Source organism: Teichococcus aerophilus, assembly GCF_014490485.1.
GTDB classification, from domain to species: Bacteria; Pseudomonadota; Alphaproteobacteria; order Acetobacterales; family Acetobacteraceae; genus Pseudoroseomonas; species Pseudoroseomonas aerophila.
Window position 1 is genome coordinate 32,204 of the sequence record NZ_JACTVA010000015.1, and the last position, 22,306, is coordinate 54,509.

Here is a 22,306-nt window from a genome sequence, read left to right on the forward strand (position 1 = left end):
GCGCAACCATGCGAATCCTTTTCGTGACCTCCACCCGGATCGGCGATGCGGTGCTCTCCACGGGACTGCTGGACCATCTGCTGCGCGTGTACCCGGATGCGCGGGTCACCGTGGCCTGCGGCCCGGTGGCGGAGGGCGTCTTCACCCGCATGCCCAACCGGGTCGAGACGATCGTCCTGCATAAGAAGCGCTTCTCCGGCCACTGGTTCGGCCTGTGGGCCAAGGTGGCGCGCACGCGGTGGGACTTGGTGGTGGATCTGCGCGGCTCCGCCCTCGCCTGGCTGGTGCCGGCGCGGCGGCGGGCGGTGATGCAGGGCGGCCGGCGCCCCGGGCACCGGCTGCTGCACCTGGCCGGCACGCTGGGCATCGCTCCGGCGCCCAACCCGGTAGCGTGGTTCGATGCGGCGGATACGGCGCGCGCGGTGGCCTTGCTGGGGGCGGAGGATCGCCCCTTCATCGCCCTCGGCCCCAGCGCGAACTGGGCCGGCAAGGTGTGGCCGGCGGAGCGCTTCGTGGCGCTGTTCCAGGCACTGACGGCGCTGGGCGGGCCGCTGCCGGGCGCCCGCGCGGTCATCCTGGGCGGGCCGGGGGCGCAGGAAGCGGCGATGGTCGCCCCCGTGGTGGCGGCGCTGCCGGATGCGATCGACCTGACCGGGCGGCTGGAGCTGCATGAGGCCGCGGCGGTGCTGGCCCGCTGCGCGCTGTTCGTCGGCAATGATTCGGGGCTGATGCATCTCTCGGCCGCCACGGGCGCGCCGACCTTGGGGCTGTTCGGGCCGACGCCGGCCAGCGAATACGCGCCGATGGGCCGCGCCGCCCGCGCCGTGTTGGCGCGCGGTGCCCCCGGCGTGGCGCCGATGGAGGCCCTGCCGGTGGAGGATGCGTTGGAAGCCGCCCGCGGCCTGCTGGCGCTGGAGCCCGCCGCATGAGGATCGCGCAGATCATGGCCGGTGCGAAGACCGGCGGCGCCGAAGGCTTCTATGAGCGGCTGACCGTCGCCCTGCACCGTTCCGGCGAGGACGTGCTGCCGGTGATCCGGCGGGACAAGGCGCGGGCGGCACGGCTGGCGGCGCAGGGGCTGGCCCCGGTGCAACTGGGCTTCGGCGGGCCGCTGGACATGCTGACCCGGCCGCGCATGTCCCTGTTGCTGCGGCACTACCGGCCGCAGGTGGCCGTCGCCTGGATGAACCGCGCCGCGCGCCACACGCCCGCTGGCGACTGGAAGCTGGTGGGGCGGCTCGGCGGCTATTACGACTTGAAATACTACAAGCGCTGCGACCACCTGGTCGGCAATACGCGGGACCTGGTGCGCTGGATGGTGGAGCAGGGCTGGCCGGCCGGCCGCGCCCACTACCTGCCCAATTTCGCCGATGACTTCCGCGACGTCCCGCCAGCGGATCTCGGCCTGCGCCCCGGCGCGCCCCGGTTGCTCGCGTTGGGCCGGCTGCACCGCAACAAGGGCTTCGACACCTTGTTGCGCGCCTTGGCGCTGCTGCCGGAGGCGGAGCTGGCCATCGGCGGCGACGGGCCGGAAAAGAACGCCCTGCAGAAGCTGGCGGCCGAGTTGGGCGTGGCCCGCCGCGTGCGCTTCCTGGGCTGGCGGCAGGATGCCGGGGCGCTGCTGGCGGGATGCGACGTGTTCGTCTGCTCCTCCCGCCACGAGCCGCTGGGCAATATCGTTCTGGAGGCCTGGAGCGCCGCCCGGCCCGTGGTGGCGGTGGCCGCTCAGGGACCGAGCGAGCTGATCGAGCCCGGGCGTACCGGCCTGCTGGTGCCGCAGGAATCGCCGCAGGCATTGGCCGAGGGCATCGCCGCCCTGTTGGCGGACCCCACCCGGGCCGCCGCCATGGCCGCAGCCGGCCGGGCCGCCTGGGAAGAAGACTACGCCGAGGAGCCTGTGCTGGCCCGTTGGCGGGACGTGTTGCAGCGTATCGCCTCACCGGCGAAGGAGGGCTGACCGCCTATGTGTGGGATTGCCGGCATCATCCTGCGGCAGGGCCAGAGCCCGGACGCCACCACCTTGCAGCGCCTGACCGGCGCCCTGGCGCATCGGGGCCCGGACGGGTCCGGCCATCATGTCTCTGGCCCCGTGGCGCTGGCGCATACGCGATTGGCGATCATCGACCTCGCCACCGGGGACCAGCCCCTGTTCGCCGGTCCCGCCGCGCTGGTCGGCAATGGCGAGGTGTACAACTACCGCGAGCTGCGGGCCGACAACGCCCTGGTCTGCGCTACCGGCAGCGATTGCGAGCCGCCGTTGCACCTGTTCCGGCGGGACGGCATCGGCTTCGCGGACGGACTGCGCGGCATGTACGCACTGGCCATCCACGACCGTGTGTCCCGCCAGATGGTGCTGTCGCGCGATCCGTTCGGCATCAAGCCGATGTACCTGGCCGAGATTTCCGGCGGCATGGCCTTCGCATCCGAGCCGCAGGCGCTGATCGCCGCCGGGCTGGTGGAGCCGCGCGTGCGGGCCGAGGCGCGGTCCGAGCTGCTGCAGATGCAGTTCACTACCGGTGCCGAGACGATCTTCGAGGGCATCACCCGCCTGCTGCCCGGCGAGACGGTGGCGCTGGGCGAGGGCCGCATCCTGGAGCGCCACCGCCGCGCCGCCCTGCCCGAGGGCGGGCCGGAGGCGTTGAACGAGGACGAGGCCCTGGCGCGCTTCGAGGCCGCCTTCCGCGACAGCGTGGACCTGCACCAGCGCAGCGACGTGCCCTACGGCATGTTCCTCTCCGGCGGCACGGACAGTGCCGCGGTGCTGGCCATGATGTCCCGCCTGAACGAACAGCCGGTGCTGGCCTTCACCGCCGGCTTCGACGTCGCCGGCGCGGCGGATGAGCGGGCGCACGCCGCCGCCATGGCCAGGGCCGTGGGCGCCCGGCACGAGACCATTACCGTCACCGAGGCCGAGGTGTGGAAGCACCTGCCGGAGATCGTCGGCGGCATGGACGACCCGGCGGCCGACTACGCCATCATCCCCACCTGGTTCCTGGCCCGCCGGGCGCGGCAGGACGTGAAGGTGGTGCTGTCCGGCGAGGGCGGCGACGAGATGCTGGGCGGCTATGGCCGTTACCGCTCCGCCATGCGGCCCTGGTGGCTGGGCGGCAAGGCGCCACGCACCCACGGTGCGTTCGACCGGCTGGACGTGCTGCGCCAACCGTTGACCGGCTGGCGCGACGGCATGGTGGCGGCGGAGGCCGAGACGGCGCTGCCCGGCCGTACCCGCCTGATGGCCGCCCAGGCGCTGGACGTGGCCGACTGGCTGCCTAACGACCTGCTGATCAAGCTGGACCGGTGCCTGATGGCGCACGGCGTCGAAGGCCGCACGCCCTTCCTAGACAGCGCGGTGGCCGAAGCCACCTTCCGCCTGCCGGATGCGCTGAAGGTGCGGAAAGGTGCCGGCAAATACCTGCTGCGCCAGTGGCTGGCGGCTAACTTCCCGGCCTCCGAACCCTTCCGGCCGAAGCAGGGCTTCACTGTGCCCGTTGGCCACTGGATCGCTGGTGCGTCGGACAAGCTGGGGCCGCTGGTAGCCGCCCAGGCTGGCGTGATGGAGATCGCCCGGCCGGAGAAGGTGACGGCGCTGTTCCGCGCCGCCAGCGGCAAGCGGGAAGGCTTCGCCGCCTGGCACCTGCTGTTCTACGCGCTGTGGCACCGCCGGCATGTCGAAGGCCGCAAGGCGGAAGGCGACGTGTTTGCCTTCCTGGGCAAGGGCTGAGGTCCGCTCTTGGATGTTGGGATAGAGAAGGCCGGGGAAGGAATTCCCCGGACCCCTTCTTTTCTTTCTTCAAGTTTTTGGGTGTGACCGTTGAGGTCGCGGTCCTGAAAACGGCTTGGTGGGACGGGGGTGTTGGACCTCTGGCGACTGATGGTTCAGCCCGCGTGGCCCATTTTATAAATCACCAGGCAGCGCCCGCCTTCAGTCCTGAAGCGGTTCGCCAGACTCGCAGAAAAAAGAAGGGGTCCGGGGAATTCTTTCCCCGGCCTTTCCCGCCCCTGGAAGCCGATCCACCGCCAGTCCTGAGATGAACAACGAGTAATATTTATCACGCCTTCATCAAGCCGCGCTCAAGTCACGCGGCGTTGATAGCGGTCTATCTACTTTGTGTGCGGTTGATGCGTAGTCCTGGACGCGGCGTTCGGCGAAAAGCGACGCTTCGTGACTGATGGAGAACACGCAATGCCGGCTGCCGTCACCCTGCCGCCTCTGCCCGACCGCCCGTTGCGGGTGCGGATACCGGGTTCCAACCTGTCGCACCGCCTGCTGGCGGGTTTTGGCTTTCTGGTGCTGATCGGCCTGATGGTCGCCAGCGCGATCTTCGTCGCGCCGACGCTGGTCACGGACTGGCAGATCCGGGACACGGCGCAGCCGGTCCTGGCCTCGCGCGTCGATGGTTCCTGCCGCAGCAAGCTGTTCATCAACACCTGCACGGTCAACCTGACCGGCGGCAAGATCCCGAACGTGGTGTCGCGTGACGTCACCTACGTGTTCGCGGACGCGCATTCAGGCGACTACTCGGTGGAGGTGATGGCGGACCCGCAGCACCCCGAGTGGCTGACCACCGACATGGCGCTGGACAAGCTGCCGAGCCGCATCATCACGCTGGGGATCTTCTGGCTGCTGATGATCGCCGGTCTGATCGCGGTGGCGCGTGGCATGTTGGCTAAGCGCGGGCTGAAGCGGACCATGGAGTCCTGGGACGGCCAGCGGCTGCGGGCGGTGCCGTTGGAGCTGGTCTCGGTCAATGGCAGCACCGGTATTTCCAATTGGAAGGTCAAGGCGCCGGGCGAGACCGGCAAGGGCCGCGCCTGGGCGCTGCCGGCCAATGCGCGGCCGTTCTTCATCGGCGAGGGCACCATCCTCGGCGTGACGGGCCCGCAGGGCGGGCTGGTCGCGCCGATGGATTACGGCCTGACCTGGATCGACCTGACGGATGAGGAGCGTGCCGCCATCGGCCGCGCCATTCATCCTCACACGGCGGAGACGGTGCCGGTGCCGCCGGGTTCGCCCGCCACGGCGTAGAGACTGTCGAAGAAGCCGCGTTCCAGCGCCACCGCGCGCTGGAACAGGCTTTCGCACCGTGCCTGCCCGGCGGCGTTCAGCGTGGCGCCGGTCCGGTCCAGCTCCCCGCGCAGCCAGCCGACGACGTCGCGGAAGAACGGGTTGTCGTGCAGGGTGATCCACTCGGCATGGACGAAGTCGGGTGGCAGCGGGCCCTGGTGGCGCTCGGCCCAGCTCAGATACAGCCATTCCGCCACGACCAGCACGGACAGCGCACCGGCATAGCTGCGGCTCTCCGCCGCTTCTCCCATCAGGGCCTGGAAGGCACGGACGGTCGGGTCCAGCACGGGTGCGGCCCGCTCGGCGGCGGGAATGCCCAGCGCGTCGAAGGCCCGCACGAAATAGGTGTTCTCGTCCGAGACGATCATCGCCAGGAACTGGGCGAGGCGCAGCCGCGCCGCGTAGCTGTCCGCCGTGGCGATGGCGGCGCCCAGCAGGGCCACGAAGCGGTCGATAAACTGGTAGTCCTGCACCAGGTAGTGGCGCATCACCGCCTGCGGCACCGTGCCGGCCGAGAGCTCCCGCACGAAGCGGTGGCTGATGGCGGCATCCCAGTCCGCCGCGCTGGCCTGACGCAGGCGGGTGGAGAAGGGGGTCTCGGTCATGGCGGCGCCTCCCGTGCTGTTGGCGCGGGATAGCAGGGATGGCGCGTGCCGGGCAGGTTGCCGGGGACAGAGGTTTGGGGTGGGGCAGACGGGGCGCCCGATCTGTTCTACAGACCTCCGCACAGGCCGGCCGTGAGAGATGGGCCGAGAGAGAAGGGATATCCGCGCATGACAAGCTTCGACCTCATCCTGCGCGGCGGGCGCTGCGTGCTTCCCTGGGGCGAGGTGGATGCCGATGTCGGCGTGCGCGCCGGTCGCATCGCCGCCATCGGCGACCTGCGGAGCGCCGCCGCGGCGCAGGAGATTGATTGCGAGGGGCTGCATGTGCTGCCCGGGCTGATCGACCCGCATGTGCATCTGCGCGACCCGGGCGACCCGGCGGTGGAGACCATCCCGACCGGCACGAAGGCCGCCATCCTCGGCGGCATCACCGCCGTGTTCGACATGCCGAACACCAACCCCTCCATTACCAGCCAGAAGGCGCTGGAGGACAAGCGGGCCTATGCCGAGGGCAAGACCTGGTGCGATATCGGCTTCTATGTCGGTGCCGGCATGTCCAACATCCCCGACCTGGCGGCGCTGGAGCTGCAGCCGGATGTGTGCGCCGTGAAGGTGTTCGCCGGCTCCTCCACCGGCGACCTGCTGGTGGGTGACGATGCGTCGCTGGAGCGCGTCATGCGTTCCGGCCGCCGCCGCATCTCTTACCATTCCGAAGACGAGTACCGGTTGCAGGAGCGCAAGCCGCTCTACGCCGCCGGCGGCCCGCACAGGCTGCATGCCGAGTGGCGCGACGTGGAATGCGCCTTCCTCGGCACCCGCCGCCTGATGGCGCTGGCGCGGGAGACCGGCCGTGGCGCGCATATCCTGCACGTCTCCACCGCCGAGGAGCTGGAATACCTGCGCGACTTCCGCGACGTCGCGACGGTCGAGGTGCTGGTGAACCACCTGTCCCAGACCGACGAGGCCTATGACCGCCTGGGCGGCTACGCGGTGATGAACCCGCCGATCCGTGACGAGCGGCACATGAAGGCCGCCTGGGCCGCCGTGGCCGATGGCACGGTGGATTGCATCGGCTCCGACCACGCGCCGCATTCGCGCGAGGCGAAGGAACGCCCCTGGCCCGCCACCGCCGCCGGCCTGACGGGCGTGCAGACCCTGGCGCCGATCATGCTGGACCATGTGAATGCCGGCCGCCTGAGCCTGACCCGCATGGTGGACCTGATGGCTGCCGGCCCCGCGCGCGTCTATGGCGCCATCGCCAAGGGGCGGCTCTGCGCCGGCTACGACGCCGACTTCACCGTCGTGGACATGAAGCGCACCCGGACCATCGAGAACAGCTGGATCGCCTCCCCCTGCGGGTGGACGCCGTTCGATGGGCAGACGGTCACCGGCTGGCCGGTGATGACCATCATCCGCGGCCATGTGGCGATGCGGGAGGACGAGGTCCTGGGCACGCCGACGGGCCGCCCGGTGCGCTTCGATACCGGCCTCGCGCCGGCCTGACCGCCTGCGCCCTTAACGGGGCTGGCGCGGGCGGCTATGGTCCGCGCCTGAATTCAGGCGCGCGACCGCGCGCACGCTGCTGTGAGGGCCCGAGTTGCCGGATATCTTCGACGAGGTGAAGGAAGAGCTGCGGGCCGAACAGGCCCGCAAGTTCTGGGTACGCTACGGCAGCGCTGCGGCGGGCGTGGTCCTGTTGGCCGCCATCGGCTTCGGCGGCTGGCAGGCCTGGCGTTGGAACGAGGCGCGGCAGACCCAGGCCACCGCCCTGGCCTTCATGGAGGTGCACCGCGCCGCCGAGGCCAGCGGCGCCGACCTGAAGGCGGCGGGCGAGCGCTTCGCCGCCATCGCGCAGACGGCGCCCGAGGGCTACCGCATTCTGGCCAAGCTGCGCGCCGCCGCCCTGAAGGCGGAGACCGGTGAGCGCGATGCCGCCCTGACCCTGTGGAACGAGGTGTCCGGCGACAGCCGCGCGCCGCAGCTCTACCGGGACCTCGCCAGCCTGATGTGGGCGCTGCACGGGCTGGATACCCAGGACCCGGCGGCGTTGGATTCGCGGCTGGCGCCGCTGGTCGGCACCGCCTGGGGCGCCTCGGCGCGTGAATTGCAGGCGCTGGTGGCGATCCGCCGCGGCGCCACGGCGGAAGCCAAGAAGAACCTGGAGGCCCTGGCAGCGGATGTAACCGCTCCTGCGGGGGTGCGTGAACGCGCGGGCCGCGTGGCGGCTGGATTGGGGGTCTGAACATGGCGAACGGAACGATCTGGACGCGGCGTGCGGCGCTGCTGGGCAGCGCGGGGCTGCTGAGCGGCTGCGGCATCTTCGATGGCATCTTCGGCAGCACCAAGCAGCCGCTGCCGGGCGAGCGCCGCGCCGTGCTGGCCCCCCGGCGGGACCTGGAGGCCGATTCGGCCCTGGCCAATGCGCCACTGAACCTGCCGGCCGCCGAAGCGCGCGCCGACTGGCCGCAGCCCGGCGCCAACCCCGGCCACGCCCCGGGCCACGCCGCGCTGCCTGCCAGCCTGAGCGAAGCCTGGCGTGCTTCCGTCGGCACCGGCAGCTCCTACCGCCGCCGCATCACCGCCGGGCCGGTGGTCGCCGAAGGCACCGTGTTCGCCGCCGATGCCTATGGCGTCGTCTCGGCCTTCGACCTGGCCAGGGGTGGGCGCCGCTGGCGCTTCGACACCCGGCCGGAAGATGACAGTGTCGGCGCCGTCGGCGGCGGCTGCACCTACGATAACGGCACCCTCTACGTCGCGTCCGGCCTAGGCGAAGTGCTGGCGCTGGACCCGGCCACTGGCCAGGTGCGCTGGCGCATTTCGCCGGCCGCGCCGCCGCGTGGCGCGCCGACCGTGGTGGGCGGCCGTATCTTCGTGCCGACGCTGGACAACGCCCTGGTGGCGATCTCCACCGAGGACGGCAAGGTGCTGTGGACCTATCGCGCCCAGACGGCGCCGGCCCTGCCGCTGGGCCTGCCCGGCCCCGCCGTGGTCGACGGCTTCGTGGTGGCCGGCTTCCCCTCCGGCGAGCTGGTGGCGATGCGGCCCGAAGACGGCCGCGTGCTGTGGACCGAAAGCCTTGCCGCCGGCCGTGGTGGCCTGGGCGACATCTCCGGCATCCGTGGCCTGCCGGTGATCGACAATGGCCGCGTCTATGCCAACAGCCTGGGTGGGCTGAGCATGGCGGTGGACCTGCGTTCCGGCCGCCGGCTGTGGGAGCGTGAGATCGGCGGCAGCGAGACGCCGCTGGTGGTGGGCGACTGGGTCTTCGTGCTGAGCATGGACGGGGACATGGCGGCGATCGGCCGTGAGGATGGCCGCGTCCGCTGGCTGGCCGACTACAACGCGCCGCCGCCGGGCAAGGAAAAGAACGAGTCGCCGGCCAATTTCGGTCCGCCGCTGCTGGCCGGTGGGCGGATCATCCTGCCCTCCAGCAAGGGGGAGGCGTTGCAGATCGACCCCTCCACCGGTGAGGTCAGCGGGCGGTTGCGGCTGCCGGGTGGCTCCACCTTGCCGGCGGTGGTGGCGGCCGGCACACTGGTGATGCTGACGGATGACGGCAACCTGGTGGCCTTCCGGGGCGCCTGAGGCGCTGCGGGGAGGGGAAGACCGGGGAATGAATTCCCCGGACCCCTTCTTTTCTTTCTACGAATTTGGCGTGACGCTTCAGGACTGAGAGCGGACGCTGCTCGATGATTTTAATAACGGGCCACAAGGGCTGAACAGTCAGTCGCCGGAGGTCCAGGACCTCCGGCGCACCCAGCCGTCTCTCAGGTGTACCGCTTCAACAGCCACACCCAAAAATGCGAAAAAAGAAAAGAAGGGGCCCGGGGAATTCTTTCCCCGGCCTTTCTCCCCCTCAGACCGAAGAACACAGCGTTTGACGCCCTGCCATGGCGGGCATGTTCACTGTGTGATTTCCCTGCGCGTGGTTCCGCTGTAAAGCCAGCCCATGCTTCCTCGTATCGCCATCATCGGCCGCCCCAACGTCGGCAAGTCCACGCTGTTCAACCGGCTGGTGGGCCGCAAGCTCGCCATCGTGGACAACACGCCCGGCGTCACCCGTGACCGCAAGGAATACGAGGCGCGCATCGGCGGCCGCGATATCCTGCTGCTGGACACGGCGGGGCTGGAGGAGGCGCCGCCCGATACCGTCGCCGGCCGCATGCGCGCCAGTTCCGAGGCCGCGATCAAGCAGGCCGATTTGATCCTGTTCGTCATCGACGCCAAGGCCGGGCTGACGCCGTCCGACCGCGCCTTCGGCACCTGGCTGCGCCGGCAGCGCGTGCCGGTGCTGGTGGTGGCCAACAAGACCGAGGGCCGCCATGGCGGCATGGCGGCGCTGGAGGCCTATGAACTGGGCTTCGGCGACCCTATCGCCATTTCCGCCGAGCATGGCGAGGGCATTTCCGACCTGCATTCCACCGCCGCGGCGATGCTGCCGGAGGAGCCAGCGGAGGAAGACGAGGACGACAAGGACCGGCCGCTGCGGCTGGCCATCGTCGGCCGCCCGAATGCCGGCAAGTCCACCCTGCTGAACGCCTTGCTGGGTGAGGAGCGGATGATCACCGGCCCCGAGCCCGGCCTGACCCGCGATGCGGTGACCAGCGAGTTCCTGGACGACACGGGCCGCCGCGTGCGGATCGTCGACACCGCCGGCATGCGCAAGAAGGCCAAGATCGTCGAGGGGCTGGAGCAGATGTCCGTCGGCGCGACGATCAACGCGCTGAAGGAAGCCGAGATCGCTGTGCTGGTGCTGGACGCGCTGCTGGGCCTGGACGAGCAGGATCTGCGCATCGCCCGGCTGGCGGAGCGTGAGGGCCGCGCCGTGATCATCGCACTGAACAAGTGGGACGCGGTCGAGGATCGGATCGCTGCTCGGCGTGGCATCGAGGACACGCTGCAGACCTCTCTGGCGCAGCTGAAGGGCATCACCGTGGTCGCCATGTCAGCCGCCACCGGGCGCAGCGTGGACAAGCTGATGCCGGCTGTGCGGGAGACGCTGGAGCGCTGGAACAAGCGCGTGCCGACCGGCGAGCTGAACCGGTGGTTCGAGGGTGCGCTAAGCCGGCACCAGCCGCCGTTGGCCGACGGCCGCCGCATCAAGCTGCGCTACGCCACCATGCCGAAGGCACGGCCGCCGACGATCGTCATCTTCGGCCCGCGCGCCGAGGACCTGCCGGAGGATTACCGGCGCTACCTGGTGAACAGCTTCCGCGATGCGTTCGACATGCCGGGGGTACCGATCCGGCTGCAGCTGCGGGGTACCACCAACCCCTATGTCGACCAGGATTGAAGAAAGGGCCCCTGAGAAGGGGCCCTTTTTCGTTGGAGCGTGCGGCCAGGATTAGAGCCGTTAGCCGGCACCTTCGTGCCGAACTCGGGACGTGACCACTGCCGCAAGCAGCAGTGGTCGCGCGCCAAAGATCAGGCAACCAGGGTCAGGCGATGACGCTGACGCCGTAGTTGAGCGGGTTCTCGCTCTGGAACAGGTCGGCGGTCAGGGCCTGGTGCTCCGGGCTATCGGAGATGAACAGGATAACGTCCGCGCGGGAGAGGTTGCCGCTGGCCAGTTCGCTGGTCCAGGTGGCCATCCCGCCCGCATCGGCATCGCGGTCCAGGGCGTTCTGGTAGATGGTGTTTACGAAGTCCATGTCGCTCAACGGAGCGTACTTCGTCTGGGCTTCACCGCTGCTGTAAAAGTACTTGGCGATGTCACCCATAGAGGTGCCGTTGGAATGGATCTCATTGACCCAAGTAGCCAGGCCGCCCTCATCCGGCAGGCGGTCGAACGCCGCGTCATAGAGGTTGGCGATCGAGATGGCGCTCTCGTCGCGGTCCCAGATACCGGCGGCCAGGGTGGCGGAGTTGGCGGCCAGGCCCTCGGCGGAGTTGGCGAAATGGGTCGCCACATCGCCCAGGCTCAGAGAGCCGTTGTCCAGCTGTGCGGTCCAGAACGAGACTTCGTTGGCGGAGCCTTCGGCGCCGCGCATGTTCTCATACAGCACGTTGACGAACTGCGCGTTGGTCAGACCCTGGCCGAACTTGCCAGTGAACTCGCCGCTGTTCAGGAACGAGCTGGCGATGGTCGACATCGACGCGCCATCGTCCATCCAATTGATGGAGAAGTTCAGGCCGCCCTGGTCGGCTTCACGGCCGAGCACGATGTCGTACAGGCGGCTGACCTGTGCGGCATGGTCCTCGGGGTTGTAGACCTCGCGGCCATCGATGAAGAGCAGGGTCTCGACGCTGTTCAGGCTGTCCAGGCCAGCCGTGCTGAGCACGGAGGTCGGGCCATTAGGGCCGTCGGTGACGATGCTGCCGCGGCGGCCCGCATCGATCTGGGCGACGTCGTAGCCAGCGCCGCCCTGGTAGTTGTCATTGCCGTCCGAACCCAGCAGCACGCCGGGGGCGCCCGGGGTCTGGTAACGCGGAACATTCACGGCCATGGCAGGTCCTCCTCTTTAGCCAGCCGGACAACCGGTGCGGGGAGGGGAAGTTGCGCCATGCGGACGCGATCAACGGAACGTGCGCGCGGGGTGAAACCCGCGCGCGACCGTTCAGGCGGCCAGCACCGTCTCGCCGTGGCGGGCCTCGGCGGGGTGGCAGAGGGTGGCGATCAGCGGCGCCACGTCGCCGGGCTGGGGGATGCTCGCCGGGTCCTCGCCCGGCATGGCGGTGCCGCGCATGCGGGTGGCGACGATGCCGGGGTCGAACAGGTTGACCTTCACGGGTGTCTTCTCGACTTCCTGCGCCCACGTCTGAACGAGGTGCTCCATGCCGGCCTTGGTGGCGCCGTAGGGGCCCCAATAGGCCTTGGGGCGCTGCACGCGGCCGGTGGTGAGGAAGACGGCCCGGCCGGCATCGGAAGCCCGTAGCGGCGGGTCGCAGGTGCGGATCAGGCGCCAGGTGGCGGTCATGTTGACGCCCATGACATTGACCCAGTCCTTCGGGTCGATATGCGCGACGGGGGTCAGCTTGCCCAGTTCGCCCGCATTGTGGACCAGGATGTCCAGCCGCCCGAAGCGCTCGACGATCGAGGGGCCAATGGCGTCGATCTGCGCCTCGGCCTTCACCAGGTCGAAGGGCAGCAGGGTGGCGGGCAGGCCGCCGGCGGCGCGGATGGCGTCGTCGGTTTCCTCCAGCCCGCCCTGGGTGCGGGCGATCAGCACGCACTGGGCACCCTGGCGGGCCATTTCCACCGCCAGCGCGGCACCGATGCCGCGGCTGGCGCCGGTGATCAGGGCCACGCGGCCCTGGAGAGGCTTATCCGTCATCAGACCCCGTTCGCCGCCAACAAGGTGGGCACGCGCTCCGCATGGCCGACGAGGTCGGTCAGCGGGATGGCATAGTCGCCGGTGAAGCAGGCGTCGCAATAGCTTGGCTTGGAGGCGTCACGCTTGTCCTGCCCAAGGGCGCGGTACAGGCCGTCCAAGGAGATGAAGGCGAGGCTGTCGGCACCGATGATGCGCGCCATCTCCTCGACGTCATGGTTGGCGGCCAGCAGCTTGGCGCGTTCCGGCGTGTCGATGCCGTAGAAGCAGGGATGCGTGGTGGGCGGCGAGGAGATGCGCATATGCACTTCCTTGGCACCGGCGGCGCGCACCATCTCGACGATCTTGCGGCTGGTGGTGCCGCGGACGATGGAATCGTCCACCAGGATCACCCGCTTGCCCTCGATCATCGGGCGGTTGGCGGAGTGCTTCAGCTTCACGCCCAGATTACGGATCTGGTCGGTCGGCTCGATGAAGGTGCGGCCGACATAGTGGTTGCGGATGATGCCCAGCTCGAACGGGATGCCGCTCTCGGCGGCGTAGCCCATGGCGGCGGGCACGCCCGAATCGGGCACCGGCACGATGACATCGGCCTCCACGCCACTTTCGCGGGAGAGTTCGGCGCCGATGCGCTTGCGAACCTCGTAGACATTGGTGCCTTCGACCACGGAGTCGGGGCGGGCGAAGTAGATGTACTCGAAGATGCAGAAGCGGCTCTGCACCCGGCCGAAGGGGCGGATGCTGCGCAGGCCGTTATGGTCGATGACCACCAGCTCGCCCGGCTCCACGTCCCGCACGAAGTCGGCGCCGACGATGTCCAGCGCGCAGGTCTCGCTCGCCAGCACCCAACTGCCGCCCTCGGCCGGGCCCAGGCGGCCCAGCACCAGCGGGCGGACGCCCAGAGGGTCCCGCGCACCGATCATGGCGCCGTCATGCAGCGCGATCAGGCTATAGGCGCCCTGCACCTGCTTCAGCGCGTCGATCAGCCGGTCGATGACATTGGCGTAGAGGCTGATGGCGATGAGGTGGATGAAGACTTCGGAATCGGTCGTGCTCTGGAACAGGCAGCCGCGGCGGACCAGGGCACGCTTCAGCACGTTGGCATTGGTCAGGTTGCCGTTATGCGCGACGGCGAGGCCACCGAACTCGAACTCGGCATAGAGCGGCTGCACGTTGCGCAGCGCGGTCTCGCCCGTCGTGGCGTAGCGGTTGTGGCCGACGGCGGTGCGGCCGGGCAGGCCGGCCATCACCTTGGCGCTGCTGAAGGTATCGCCCACCAGGCCCTGGCCGCGATGAGCGTTGAATTCACCCTTCTCGGACAGGGCGACGATGCCGGCGGCTTCCTGCCCGCGATGCTGCAGGGCATGCAGGCCGAGGGCGGCCAGCGCCGCCGCGTCGGCGGCGTTCCAGATGCCGACGACGCCGCATTCCTCTTTGAAATGGTCGTCGTCCCCGGAGTCTTGGTCCCAGGGGTTGGTCGAGAGCATGGAGTGCATCGGCATCCTCATTTCCGGACGGGCCGGAAGGCTCAAATCCGGCGGGGGCCGGGTCCGAGAGAGCGGCCCGTGGAGGCCATCCCCTCAGTCTTCGTTCGGTCGCATGGTTCACGCCATCCGGTGCGGCTACCGGTGGCGACCATGCTCAGCCGCGGTCCCGGGCGGGGGGCCTCAGCAATTCGTCCATGCTCGGCATGCTGCGTTGCGGCAGCTCCGGCAGGCGGGGGCGATACTCTGGCGGTAGTTGTAACACAAGTGTCTTGGCCGCATCGGCCACGATCGGCAGGGTCCGGGCCGATTGCACCGCGTCCGGCCATCGGTCGGTGGACGGCAGGAACAGCCCGCCCACGATATAGGCGAGCACGACGAGGAAAGCACCTCTGGCGAATCCAAACACGATGCCCAGGGCGCGATCCACCCCCCCGAGGACGGAATGGCGGACGGCGCCGGTCAGCCAGGAGATCAGCAGCTTCAGCACCAGCAGCGTGACGAGGAAGCCGATGCCGAGGGCGACGATCTCCGCCATCCAGCTTTCGGGCAGGTATTTCAGCACCAGGGGCTTCAGCGCCGGCTGGAACCAGAAGGCGACGACGATCGCGCCGGCCCAGGCGCCGATTCCCAGCACCTCCCGCACGAAGCCGCGAAAGTAAGCGATGAGCGCCGAGAGCGCGAGCACCGCGAGGACAACGCCATCGACCCAGGTCATCGTGGCGCAGCCTATACCGGGGCGGCGATGCGGTGTCAGCCCTCGGTTTCGGCCGGGGCGGGCTTGTTGGCCGGCTTCCCGGCGGCTTTCGGCTTGGCGCCGGCGGCCAGCGGCGCGACCAGGTCGGCCAGGTGGCCGATCTCGGACAGGCGCAGCCCTTCGGGGGCCGAGGGCGCGCGGCCGCCACGGGCGACGCGGCGGGGCAGGGTGGCGGCGGCGAAGCCCAGCTTGGCGGCTTCCCGCAGGCGGGTATCGGTCTGCGCCACCTGCCGCACTTCGCCGGAAAGGCCGACCTCACCAAAGAACACCATGTCCGGTGGTGTGGGCCGGTCCGTCGCCGCCGAGATCAGCGCGGCGGCGACGGCGAGATCCGCCGCCGGCTCGCCGATGCGCAGGCCGCCGGCCACGTTGAGATAGACGTCGTTCTGGCCGAGGCCGACCCGGGCGCGCGATTCGAGCACCGCCATCAGCATGGCCAGCCGCCCGGAATCCCACCCCACCACCTGCCGGCGAGGGGAACCCCCGTTGGCGCTGGGGGAAAGCAGCACCTGGATCTCCACCAACACGGGGCGTGATCCTTCCATGCCAGCGAAGACGGCACTGCCGGAAATGTTGCCGCGCCGTTCCGCCAGGAACAGGGCGGAGGGGTTGGTGACCTCGACCAGGCCGCGATCGGTCATCTCGAAGACGCCGATCTCGTCCGTGGCGCCGAAGCGGTTCTTCACCGCGCGCAGGATGCGGAACTGGTGGCCGCGGTCGCCTTCGAAATACAGGGTGGCGTCCACCATGTGCTCCAGCACCCGGGGGCCGGCGAGGGTGCCTTCCTTGGTGACGTGGCCGACAAGGACGAGGGCGAAGCCGCGCGTCTTGGCCAGCCGCCCCAGCTCCGCCGCGCAGGCGCGGACCTGAGAGACGGTGCCGGGGGCCGAGTCGAGGCTGTCCAGCCATACGGTCTGGATCGAGTCCATGATGACCAGGGTGGCGTCGCGCTCTTCCTCCAGGCTTGCCGCGATGTCGCGCAGGCTGGTGGCGGCGGCGAGGCCGAGGGGACTGTCGGCCAGGCCGAGGCGCTGGGCGCGCATCCGCACCTGGTCGATGGCTTCCTCGCCCGAGATGTAGAGGGTGCGCTTGCCGGCCGAGGCGACCTTGGCGGCGGCCTGCAACAGGATGGTAGATTTGCCGATGCCAGGGTCACCGCCCACCAGCACGACGGAGCCGGGGACGAAGCCACCGCCCAGCACCTGGTCCAGCTCCGCGATGCCGGTGCGGGTGCGCGGCGGCGGATCGGCCCGGCCCTTGAGACCGACGAACTCGATCTTGCGGCCACCGGCGCTTTTGCCGGCAGGGCCGGGGGCGCGGATTTCCGGCGCTTCCTCGGTGATGGTGTTCCACTCGCCGCAGGTGTCGCAGCGGCCTTGCCACTTGGCGCTGATGGCGCCGCAATTCTGGCAGACGAAGCGGGTGACGGATTTGGCCATGGGGCAGTTTTAGAACAAAACGCGCACAGGGGGTAGAGCTACTGGCGCGCTGTCTGCGCTCAGCTGTTCAGCAATGCATCGATCTCCGCCTGCGACATCGGTGCCATGGGCGGCGGCGCGGCCGCACCGTTCAGCAGCGCGTCGATGGCATCCTGCGACAGGTCCGACGAATCCGCGGCGGCCACCACCGTCCGCATCTCTGTCCGTACCTGCACCTGCGGCGCCCCGGGCGTCAGGCCGGCGCCGGGGACGATCTGTTCCAGCATGTTCTCCACCTGCTGCAGGTGCTGGATGGCGCGGCGGATGCGCTGGCCCGTGACGTCCTGGAAGCTGCAGGCTTCGAAGATGGAGTTCACCCGGGCAGAGAGCGCCTCGATCGATGCCTGGTCCTTCTGGCCGCTGGTGATCCAGGCCTGGATGGCCTCGGTGGCTTCCATGATGGTGTTGGCGGCGGCCTCGGTCGCCTGCACCACCGCCTCCAGCTCCAACCCGCTGTTGCGGGTGCTGGCGGCGGGGATGGCGACGAGTTGGGCGATCTGCTCATGCACCTTGCTGAGCTGGCCGGAGAGCTTCTCCTCCGCCATGTCGGCCATCTCGGAGGTGGCGCAGACCTCGGCGCTCAGCTCGGCGATGCGGCGGTCCACGAAGGTGCGCATCTCTTTGAACATCGGCGCGATCTCGGCCGTGATCGCGGCCCGCAGGCCTGGGATGGGCTCGGCGCCGGCAAGGTCGGACAGGGCCTGGGCGGTCATCGGCGGGGCTCCGGTGGAAAGCCCCCTGTTTAGGTGAGAAAAATGAAGAACGGGTTGCCGGGCGGGTGCGCCGATGGCCAGGCGCTGGAGGGAGCAGGAATTCTCCCTCCGGACCACACTCATCTTTTTCTGTACGTTTTCAGGGGCTGGCTACGGCTGGGCCGCCTCGCCCTAGGCAGCTGAGACCGCCGCGCGTGGGCCAGCATTAAGCAATGATCTTCACAGGCTGGCGGAGAATCAGAAAAAAGGTGTGTCTGGGGAATTCTTTCCCCAGCCTTCCTTCCTGCCCAATCTCAGCCCGGAAGCGTCACCGCCCCATCCGGCGCGATGGAGAAATCCGGGTTCCAGGCCACTTCCCACAGGTGGCCATCGAGGTCCGCGAAGCAGCCCGTGTAGCCGCCCCAGAAGGCGTCCGACGCCGGCTTGGTGACGCGGCCGCCGGCCTGGGATACCTCGGCCAGCACGCTGTCGACCTCGGCCTTGTCGCGGGTGTTGTAGGCCAGGACGATGCCGCCGAAGCCGCTGCCCGCCGGCGCCACGCCGGAATCGGCGGCCAGGTCGGCGCGGGGGTAGAGCGAGACGATGACGCCGCCGGCCTGGAAGAAGCTGACGCCCTCGGCTTGCCGCATGCCGCGTTGCCAGCCGAGGGCCTCATAGAATGCCGTGGCCCGGGCCAGGTCAGCGACAGCCAGGGTGACCAGGCTGAGCCGCTGTTCCATGGCCTATTTCCGCAGTTCCATGCTGATGGGGCCTTCGCGCTCGCCCCTGGCGAACTGGTCCACCATGGCATTGCCGGTATCGCCCAGCGTGGCGGCCGGGCCGGTCCAGACGATGCGGCCCTTATGGATCATCGCCGCCGTATCGCCGATGCGGCGGGCACTGGCCATGTCGTGGGTGATGGAGACCGCGGTGGCGCCCAGCTTCTTCACGCAATCGACGATCAGCCCGTCGATCACCGCGCCCATGATCGGGTCCAGGCCGGTGGTCGGCTCATCGAAGAAGATGATGTCGGGCTGGGTGGCGATGGCGCGGGCCAGGCCGACGCGCTTCTGCATGCCGCCGGAAAGCTCGGAGGGCGAGAGGTCGCCGACGCTGCCGTCGAGGCCGACCTGGTTGAGGATCTCGCCCGCCTTGTCCCGCGCCTTGGCGCGGGTGATGCGCTTCTGGGCCAGCAGCTTGAAGCAGACATTCTCCCAGACCGGCAGGCTGTCGAACAGCGCGGCGTTCTGGAACAGCATGCCGATGCGGTCGTTCAGCGCCTCGCGCTCCCGCCGATTCATCGACAGCACGTCCCGGCCATCGATCTCGATGGTGCCGGCATCGGGCTGGATCAGGCCGAGGATGGACTTGATGGTGACCGACTTACCGGAGCCGGAGCCGCCGAGGATGACCATGCCCTGGCCGGCCTGGACGTCCAGGTCCACGCCATCCAGCACCTTCTTGGTGCCGAAGGTCTTCTTCAGGCCGCGCAGGCGGATCTTGGGCGTGCCGGCACTGGCGGGGGGGAGGGTGCTGCTCATCGGGAGAAGAACATCTCGGTCAGCACGTAGTCCAGGGCGAGGATGAGGATGGAGGAGGAGACCACGGCGGCCGTGGTGGCCGCGCCGACGCCCTGGGCGCCACCCTTGCTGTTATAGCCGTGGTAGCTGCCCATCAGCGCTACCAGGAAACCGAACACCGCCGCCTTCACCAGGCCGGAGATGACGTCCATCGGTTCCAGGAAGTTGAGGGTGGAGTTGAGGTAGCTGGCCGAGCCGAAGCCGAGCTTGGCGGTGCCGATCAGCCAGCCGCCCATGACGCCCAGGATGTCCGCCACCACCACCAGCAGCGGCATGGCCAAGGCGCCGGCCAGCAGGCGCGGCGCCACCAGGTACTTCATGGGGTTGGTGGAGAGGGTGGTCAGCGCATCGATCTGGTCGGTGACGCGCATGGTGCCGATCTCGGCGGCGAAGGAGGCGCCGATGCGGCCGGCGACCATCAGGCCGGCCAGGACCGGGCCAAGCTCCCGCGTGATGGAGAGCACCACCACGTTCGCCACCGCGCTTTCCGCGCCGAAGCGGGAGAAGCCGGAATAGGATTGCAGCGCCAGCACCATGCCGGTGAACACCGCCGTCAGCGACACCACCGGCAGGGAGAAATAGGCGATCTCGACGAAGGCGCGGCCGATCAGGCGGGGATAGAAGGGCGGGCGCACCAGATGCGACACGCCTTCCACCGCGAACAGCGCGATGGCGCCCGCGCCACGGCACAGGCCGAGCACGCTGCGCCCGATGGCAGCCAGGAAGTTCAGGAGATACTGCAATTCAGGGAGCCTTCATGCCGCGCCGAGATAGCGCCGGCGGTAGCGTGCGCCGAGGCTGGTCAATACTTCATAGCCGATGGTGCCGGCCAGGGCCGCCACCTCGTCCGGCGTCTGGCCGGGGCCGATCATTTCCACGCGGTCGCCCACCTGCATGTCGCCGGCATCCGTCACGTCGAGGGTGATGAGATCCATGGAGACCCGGCCTACCAGCTTCACAGGGCGGCCGGCGATGATGCCGATGCCCCGGCTGGACAACGCGCGAAGGTAACCGTCGGCATAGCCGGCGGCAATGGTCGCGATCCGGCTGTCACGCTTCGCAATCCAGGTGGCGCCGTAGCCGACCGGGGTGCCGGCCGGGACGTCCCGCAACTGGATGATCGGGATGGTCAGCCGCATTACCTGCCGCATCGGGTTCGGCTGGCCCGGCGTCGGGTTGATGCCGTAGGCGGCGCAGCCGGGGCGGGCGAGGTCCGACGTCAGGCCACGGAACAGGCCGGCGGAATTGGCCAGGCTGCGCGGCGTGTCCGGGAAGGCCCCGGCGGCCTCGGCGAAGCGGGAGACCTGCAGGGCGGTCAGCGGATGGCCGGGGTCGTCCGCGCAGGCCAGGTGGGTCATGACGTAGCGCAGCCCGGCGTTGTCCAACACGCCCGGCGGCAGTTCCGCCCGTTGGGCGGCGGAGAGGCCGAGGCGCTCCATCCCGGTATCCAGGTGCAGGATGACGCCGGCATTCTGGCGCGGCGCGGCGGCCCAGGCGGCGATGTCCTGCGGCGTGTTCAGCACGGGGGTGAGGCCGGCGCCCGAATCGGCGCCGGGGGGGAAGCCGCCCAGCACCGCGATCATCGGCGCGTTGCCGATGGCCTGCCGGAGGGCGAGGCCTTCCTGCAACTGCGCCACGAAGAAATGCCGGCAGCCGGCGCCGGCCATCGCCAGCGCCACCGGCACGGCACCCAGGCCGTAGCCATCCGCCTTCACCACCCCGGCGATATCGGCGCCATGGCGGTTTCGCAGCGTGTGCCAGTTGGCGACGATGGCACCGAGATCGACCTCCAGCTCGCCGGCCAGGGCCTCCTGCATCGCCTCAATAGTCGTCATGGTGGCCGCCATGGGTGATGTCGAGGTCGCCGAAGCGGGTGAACTCGGCCTCGAAGAACAGCGGGATGGTGCCGGTGGGGCCGTGGCGCTGCTTGGCGACGATCAGGTCGGCGCGGTTATGCGCCTTCTCCATCCGCGCCTGCCAGTTGCTGATGGCGTCCTGCAGCTTCTCGCCGTTGTCGAAGTTAACGTCCTTCGGCTCCTGCATCTTGAGGTAGTAGTCGTCGCGGTAGACGAACATCACCATGTCGGCGTCCTGCTCGATCGAGCCGGATTCGCGAAGATCGGAGAGCTGCGGGCGCTTGTCCTCCCGGCTCTCGACCTGGCGGGAGAGCTGGGAGAGCGCCATGACCGGCACCGCCAGCTCCTTAGCGATGGCCTTCAGGCCCTGCGTGATCTGGCTGATTTCCTGCACGCGGTTCTCGGGCCGGCTGCCGGCGGCGGGGCGCATCAGCTGCAGGTAGTCGACCACGATGAAATCCAGCCCCCGCGTGCGCTTCAGCCGGCGGCAGCGGGTGCGGAGGGCGGAGATGGTGATGGCGGGCGTGTCGTCGATATAGAGCGGCAGGCGGGACAGGTCCCGGCTGACTTCCACGAAGCGGTCGAAGTCCCGCTGCATGATCTCGCCACGGCGGATGCGGTCACCCGAGATGCGGGAGGCTTCGGAGAGCAGGCGGGTGGCGAGCTGGTCCGCGCTCATTTCCAGGGAGAAAATGGCGCAGCCGCCGCGTGGCACGGCGCCAGGGCCGTGCTCTTCCTCCGTCCGGCGCAGGATGTCCTGCGCGGCGCCGAAGGCGATCTTGGTGGCCAGCGCCGTCTTGCCCATGCCGGGGCGGCCGGCGAGGATCAGCAGATCCGACGGATGTAGGCCGCCGGTCTTGGCATCGAGGTCCCGCAGGCCGGAGGAGAGGCCGGAGACGCCGCCGCCGCTGGTGAACGCCTTTTCCGCCAGGCTGACAGCATCGGTCAGCGCCCGGCCGAAGGTGACGAAGCCGCCCTCGTTGCCGCCATCCTTGGCGAGGTCGAACAGCGCCTGCTCGGCCGCTTCCAGCTGCTCCTTGGCCGCCAGCTCGTCCTCCGAGCCGAAGGCGCGGTTGACCACCGTCTCGCCCAGGTCGACCAGTTGGCGGCGCAGCCAGGCGTCATGGATGACGCGGCCATACTCGCCGGCATTGATGATGCCGACCATGGCGGAGAGCAGCTGGGCCAGGTAGGCGGCGCCGCCGACTTCCTGCAGCACGCCGGAATGCTCGAACTCCGCGCGCAGGGTCACGGCATCGGCTAGCTGCCCGGCTTCGACCCGGCGCTGGATGGCGGCGAAGATGCGGCCATGCACGGCGTTGGCGAAGTGGTCCGGGGCCAGGAATTCCGAGACACGCTCATAGGCCTTGTTGTTGGCCAGGAGGGCACCGAGCAGCGCCTGTTCCGCCTGGAGATTCGCCGGCGGAAGGCGCTGGGCCACGCTGAGGAGGCCGTCGGATTTCGGGACGCTGTTCATGCCGCCCAAGCTAGCCGGTCCGCGCCCTCTCAGGGGAGAGG

20 protein-coding genes are annotated in these 22,306 nt (G+C 69.4%); 8 read left to right on the forward strand and 12 right to left on the reverse strand.

The window, feature by feature from the left end; all coding sequences use genetic code 11:
* The first annotated feature begins 8 nt into the window (after positions 1-8).
* From IBL26_RS10470 to IBL26_RS10485, 4 genes are all read left to right on the forward strand, one after another.
* Entirely contained in the window at positions 9-929 is a 921-nt protein-coding gene (locus IBL26_RS10470) for a glycosyltransferase family 9 protein (RefSeq protein WP_187784429.1), read from the forward strand.
* The gene (locus tag IBL26_RS10475) at positions 926-1,957 is read left to right on the forward strand and encodes a glycosyltransferase (RefSeq protein WP_187784430.1); all 1,032 of its coding nucleotides are present in this window, start codon (positions 926-928) and stop codon (positions 1,955-1,957) included. Before IBL26_RS10470 ends, IBL26_RS10475 begins: the two co-directional genes overlap by 4 nt.
* Before the next feature lie 6 nt (positions 1,958-1,963).
* Positions 1,964-3,721, forward strand: coding sequence for an asparagine synthase (glutamine-hydrolyzing) (gene asnB / locus IBL26_RS10480; protein ID WP_187784431.1), 1,758 nt, complete (start codon positions 1,964-1,966; stop codon positions 3,719-3,721).
* A gap of 462 nt (positions 3,722-4,183) precedes the next feature.
* The gene (locus tag IBL26_RS10485; RefSeq protein ID WP_187784432.1) at positions 4,184-5,026 is read left to right on the forward strand and encodes a hypothetical protein; all 843 of its coding nucleotides are present in this window, start codon (positions 4,184-4,186) and stop codon (positions 5,024-5,026) included.
* On the opposite strand, the gene IBL26_RS10490 is transcribed toward IBL26_RS10485, so the two are convergent.
* The gene (locus tag IBL26_RS10490) at positions 4,975-5,670 is read right to left on the reverse strand and encodes a TenA family protein (RefSeq protein WP_187784433.1); all 696 of its coding nucleotides are present in this window, start codon (positions 5,668-5,670) and stop codon (positions 4,975-4,977) included. The genes IBL26_RS10485 and IBL26_RS10490 overlap by 52 nt on opposite strands.
* Positions 5,671-5,838: 168 nt before the next feature.
* Here IBL26_RS10490 and IBL26_RS10495 point away from each other — a divergent pair, with 168 nt between their 5' ends.
* The 4 genes from IBL26_RS10495 to der all read left to right on the forward strand — a co-directional run bounded on the left by IBL26_RS10495 (position 5,839) and on the right by der (position 10,963).
* Entirely contained in the window at positions 5,839-7,173 is a 1,335-nt protein-coding gene (locus IBL26_RS10495; RefSeq protein ID WP_187784434.1) for a dihydroorotase, read from the forward strand.
* A gap of 94 nt (positions 7,174-7,267) precedes the next feature.
* Entirely contained in the window at positions 7,268-7,912 is a 645-nt protein-coding gene (locus tag IBL26_RS10500; RefSeq protein WP_187784435.1) for a tetratricopeptide repeat protein, read from the forward strand.
* Between the two features lie 2 nt (positions 7,913-7,914).
* The gene (locus IBL26_RS10505; protein ID WP_187784436.1) at positions 7,915-9,255 is read left to right on the forward strand and encodes an outer membrane protein assembly factor BamB family protein; all 1,341 of its coding nucleotides are present in this window, start codon (positions 7,915-7,917) and stop codon (positions 9,253-9,255) included.
* 364 nt (positions 9,256-9,619) lie between these two features.
* Positions 9,620-10,963, forward strand: a complete 1,344-nt coding sequence (gene der / locus IBL26_RS10510; protein WP_187784437.1) for a ribosome biogenesis GTPase Der — start codon at positions 9,620-9,622, stop codon at positions 10,961-10,963.
* Positions 10,964-11,108: 145 nt separating this feature from the next.
* Here der and IBL26_RS10515 read toward each other — a convergent pair whose 3' ends face one another.
* The 11 genes from IBL26_RS10515 to IBL26_RS10565 all read right to left on the reverse strand — a co-directional run bounded on the left by IBL26_RS10515 (position 11,109) and on the right by IBL26_RS10565 (position 22,265).
* The gene (locus tag IBL26_RS10515; protein ID WP_187784438.1) at positions 11,109-12,116 is read right to left on the reverse strand and encodes a DUF4214 domain-containing protein; all 1,008 of its coding nucleotides are present in this window, start codon (positions 12,114-12,116) and stop codon (positions 11,109-11,111) included.
* A 111-nt stretch (positions 12,117-12,227) separates the two neighbouring features.
* Positions 12,228-12,944: an SDR family NAD(P)-dependent oxidoreductase gene (locus IBL26_RS10520; protein ID WP_187784439.1), complete on the reverse strand. Its 717-nt coding sequence runs from the start codon at positions 12,942-12,944 to the stop codon at positions 12,228-12,230.
* Complete coding sequence (gene purF, locus IBL26_RS10525; protein ID WP_187784440.1) at positions 12,944-14,449, reverse strand: amidophosphoribosyltransferase; 1,506 nt, start codon at positions 14,447-14,449, stop codon at positions 12,944-12,946. The genes IBL26_RS10520 and purF overlap by 1 nt, the downstream gene beginning before the upstream one ends.
* 133 nt (positions 14,450-14,582) lie before the next feature.
* Positions 14,583-15,143 carry a CvpA family protein gene (locus IBL26_RS10530; protein ID WP_187784441.1) on the reverse strand — a complete coding sequence of 187 codons (561 nt, stop codon included), beginning with the start codon at positions 15,141-15,143 and terminating at the stop codon, positions 14,583-14,585.
* Positions 15,144-15,178: 35 nt separating this feature from the next.
* On the reverse strand, positions 15,179-16,621 hold the full coding sequence (gene radA, locus IBL26_RS10535) for a DNA repair protein RadA (protein WP_187784442.1): 1,443 nt from the start codon (positions 16,619-16,621) through the stop codon (positions 15,179-15,181).
* A gap of 59 nt (positions 16,622-16,680) precedes the next feature.
* On the reverse strand, positions 16,681-17,373 hold the full coding sequence (locus IBL26_RS10540; protein ID WP_187784443.1) for a hypothetical protein: 693 nt from the start codon (positions 17,371-17,373) through the stop codon (positions 16,681-16,683).
* Between the two features lie 293 nt (positions 17,374-17,666).
* The gene (locus IBL26_RS10545) at positions 17,667-18,092 is read right to left on the reverse strand and encodes a VOC family protein (RefSeq protein ID WP_187784444.1); all 426 of its coding nucleotides are present in this window, start codon (positions 18,090-18,092) and stop codon (positions 17,667-17,669) included.
* A gap of 3 nt (positions 18,093-18,095) precedes the next feature.
* A complete protein-coding gene (locus tag IBL26_RS10550) occupies positions 18,096-18,893 on the reverse strand; it encodes an ABC transporter ATP-binding protein (RefSeq protein WP_187784445.1) in 798 nt (265 codons plus the stop codon).
* Entirely contained in the window at positions 18,890-19,675 is a 786-nt protein-coding gene (locus IBL26_RS10555) for an MlaE family ABC transporter permease (RefSeq protein ID WP_187784446.1), read from the reverse strand. The genes IBL26_RS10550 and IBL26_RS10555 overlap by 4 nt, the downstream gene beginning before the upstream one ends.
* Before the next feature lie 12 nt (positions 19,676-19,687).
* A complete protein-coding gene (gene alr, locus IBL26_RS10560; RefSeq protein WP_241749239.1) occupies positions 19,688-20,767 on the reverse strand; it encodes an alanine racemase in 1,080 nt (359 codons plus the stop codon).
* Positions 20,754-22,265: a replicative DNA helicase gene (locus IBL26_RS10565; RefSeq protein WP_187784447.1), complete on the reverse strand. Its 1,512-nt coding sequence runs from the start codon at positions 22,263-22,265 to the stop codon at positions 20,754-20,756. The genes alr and IBL26_RS10565 overlap by 14 nt, the downstream gene beginning before the upstream one ends.
* Between the last annotated feature and the right edge of the window lie 41 nt (positions 22,266-22,306).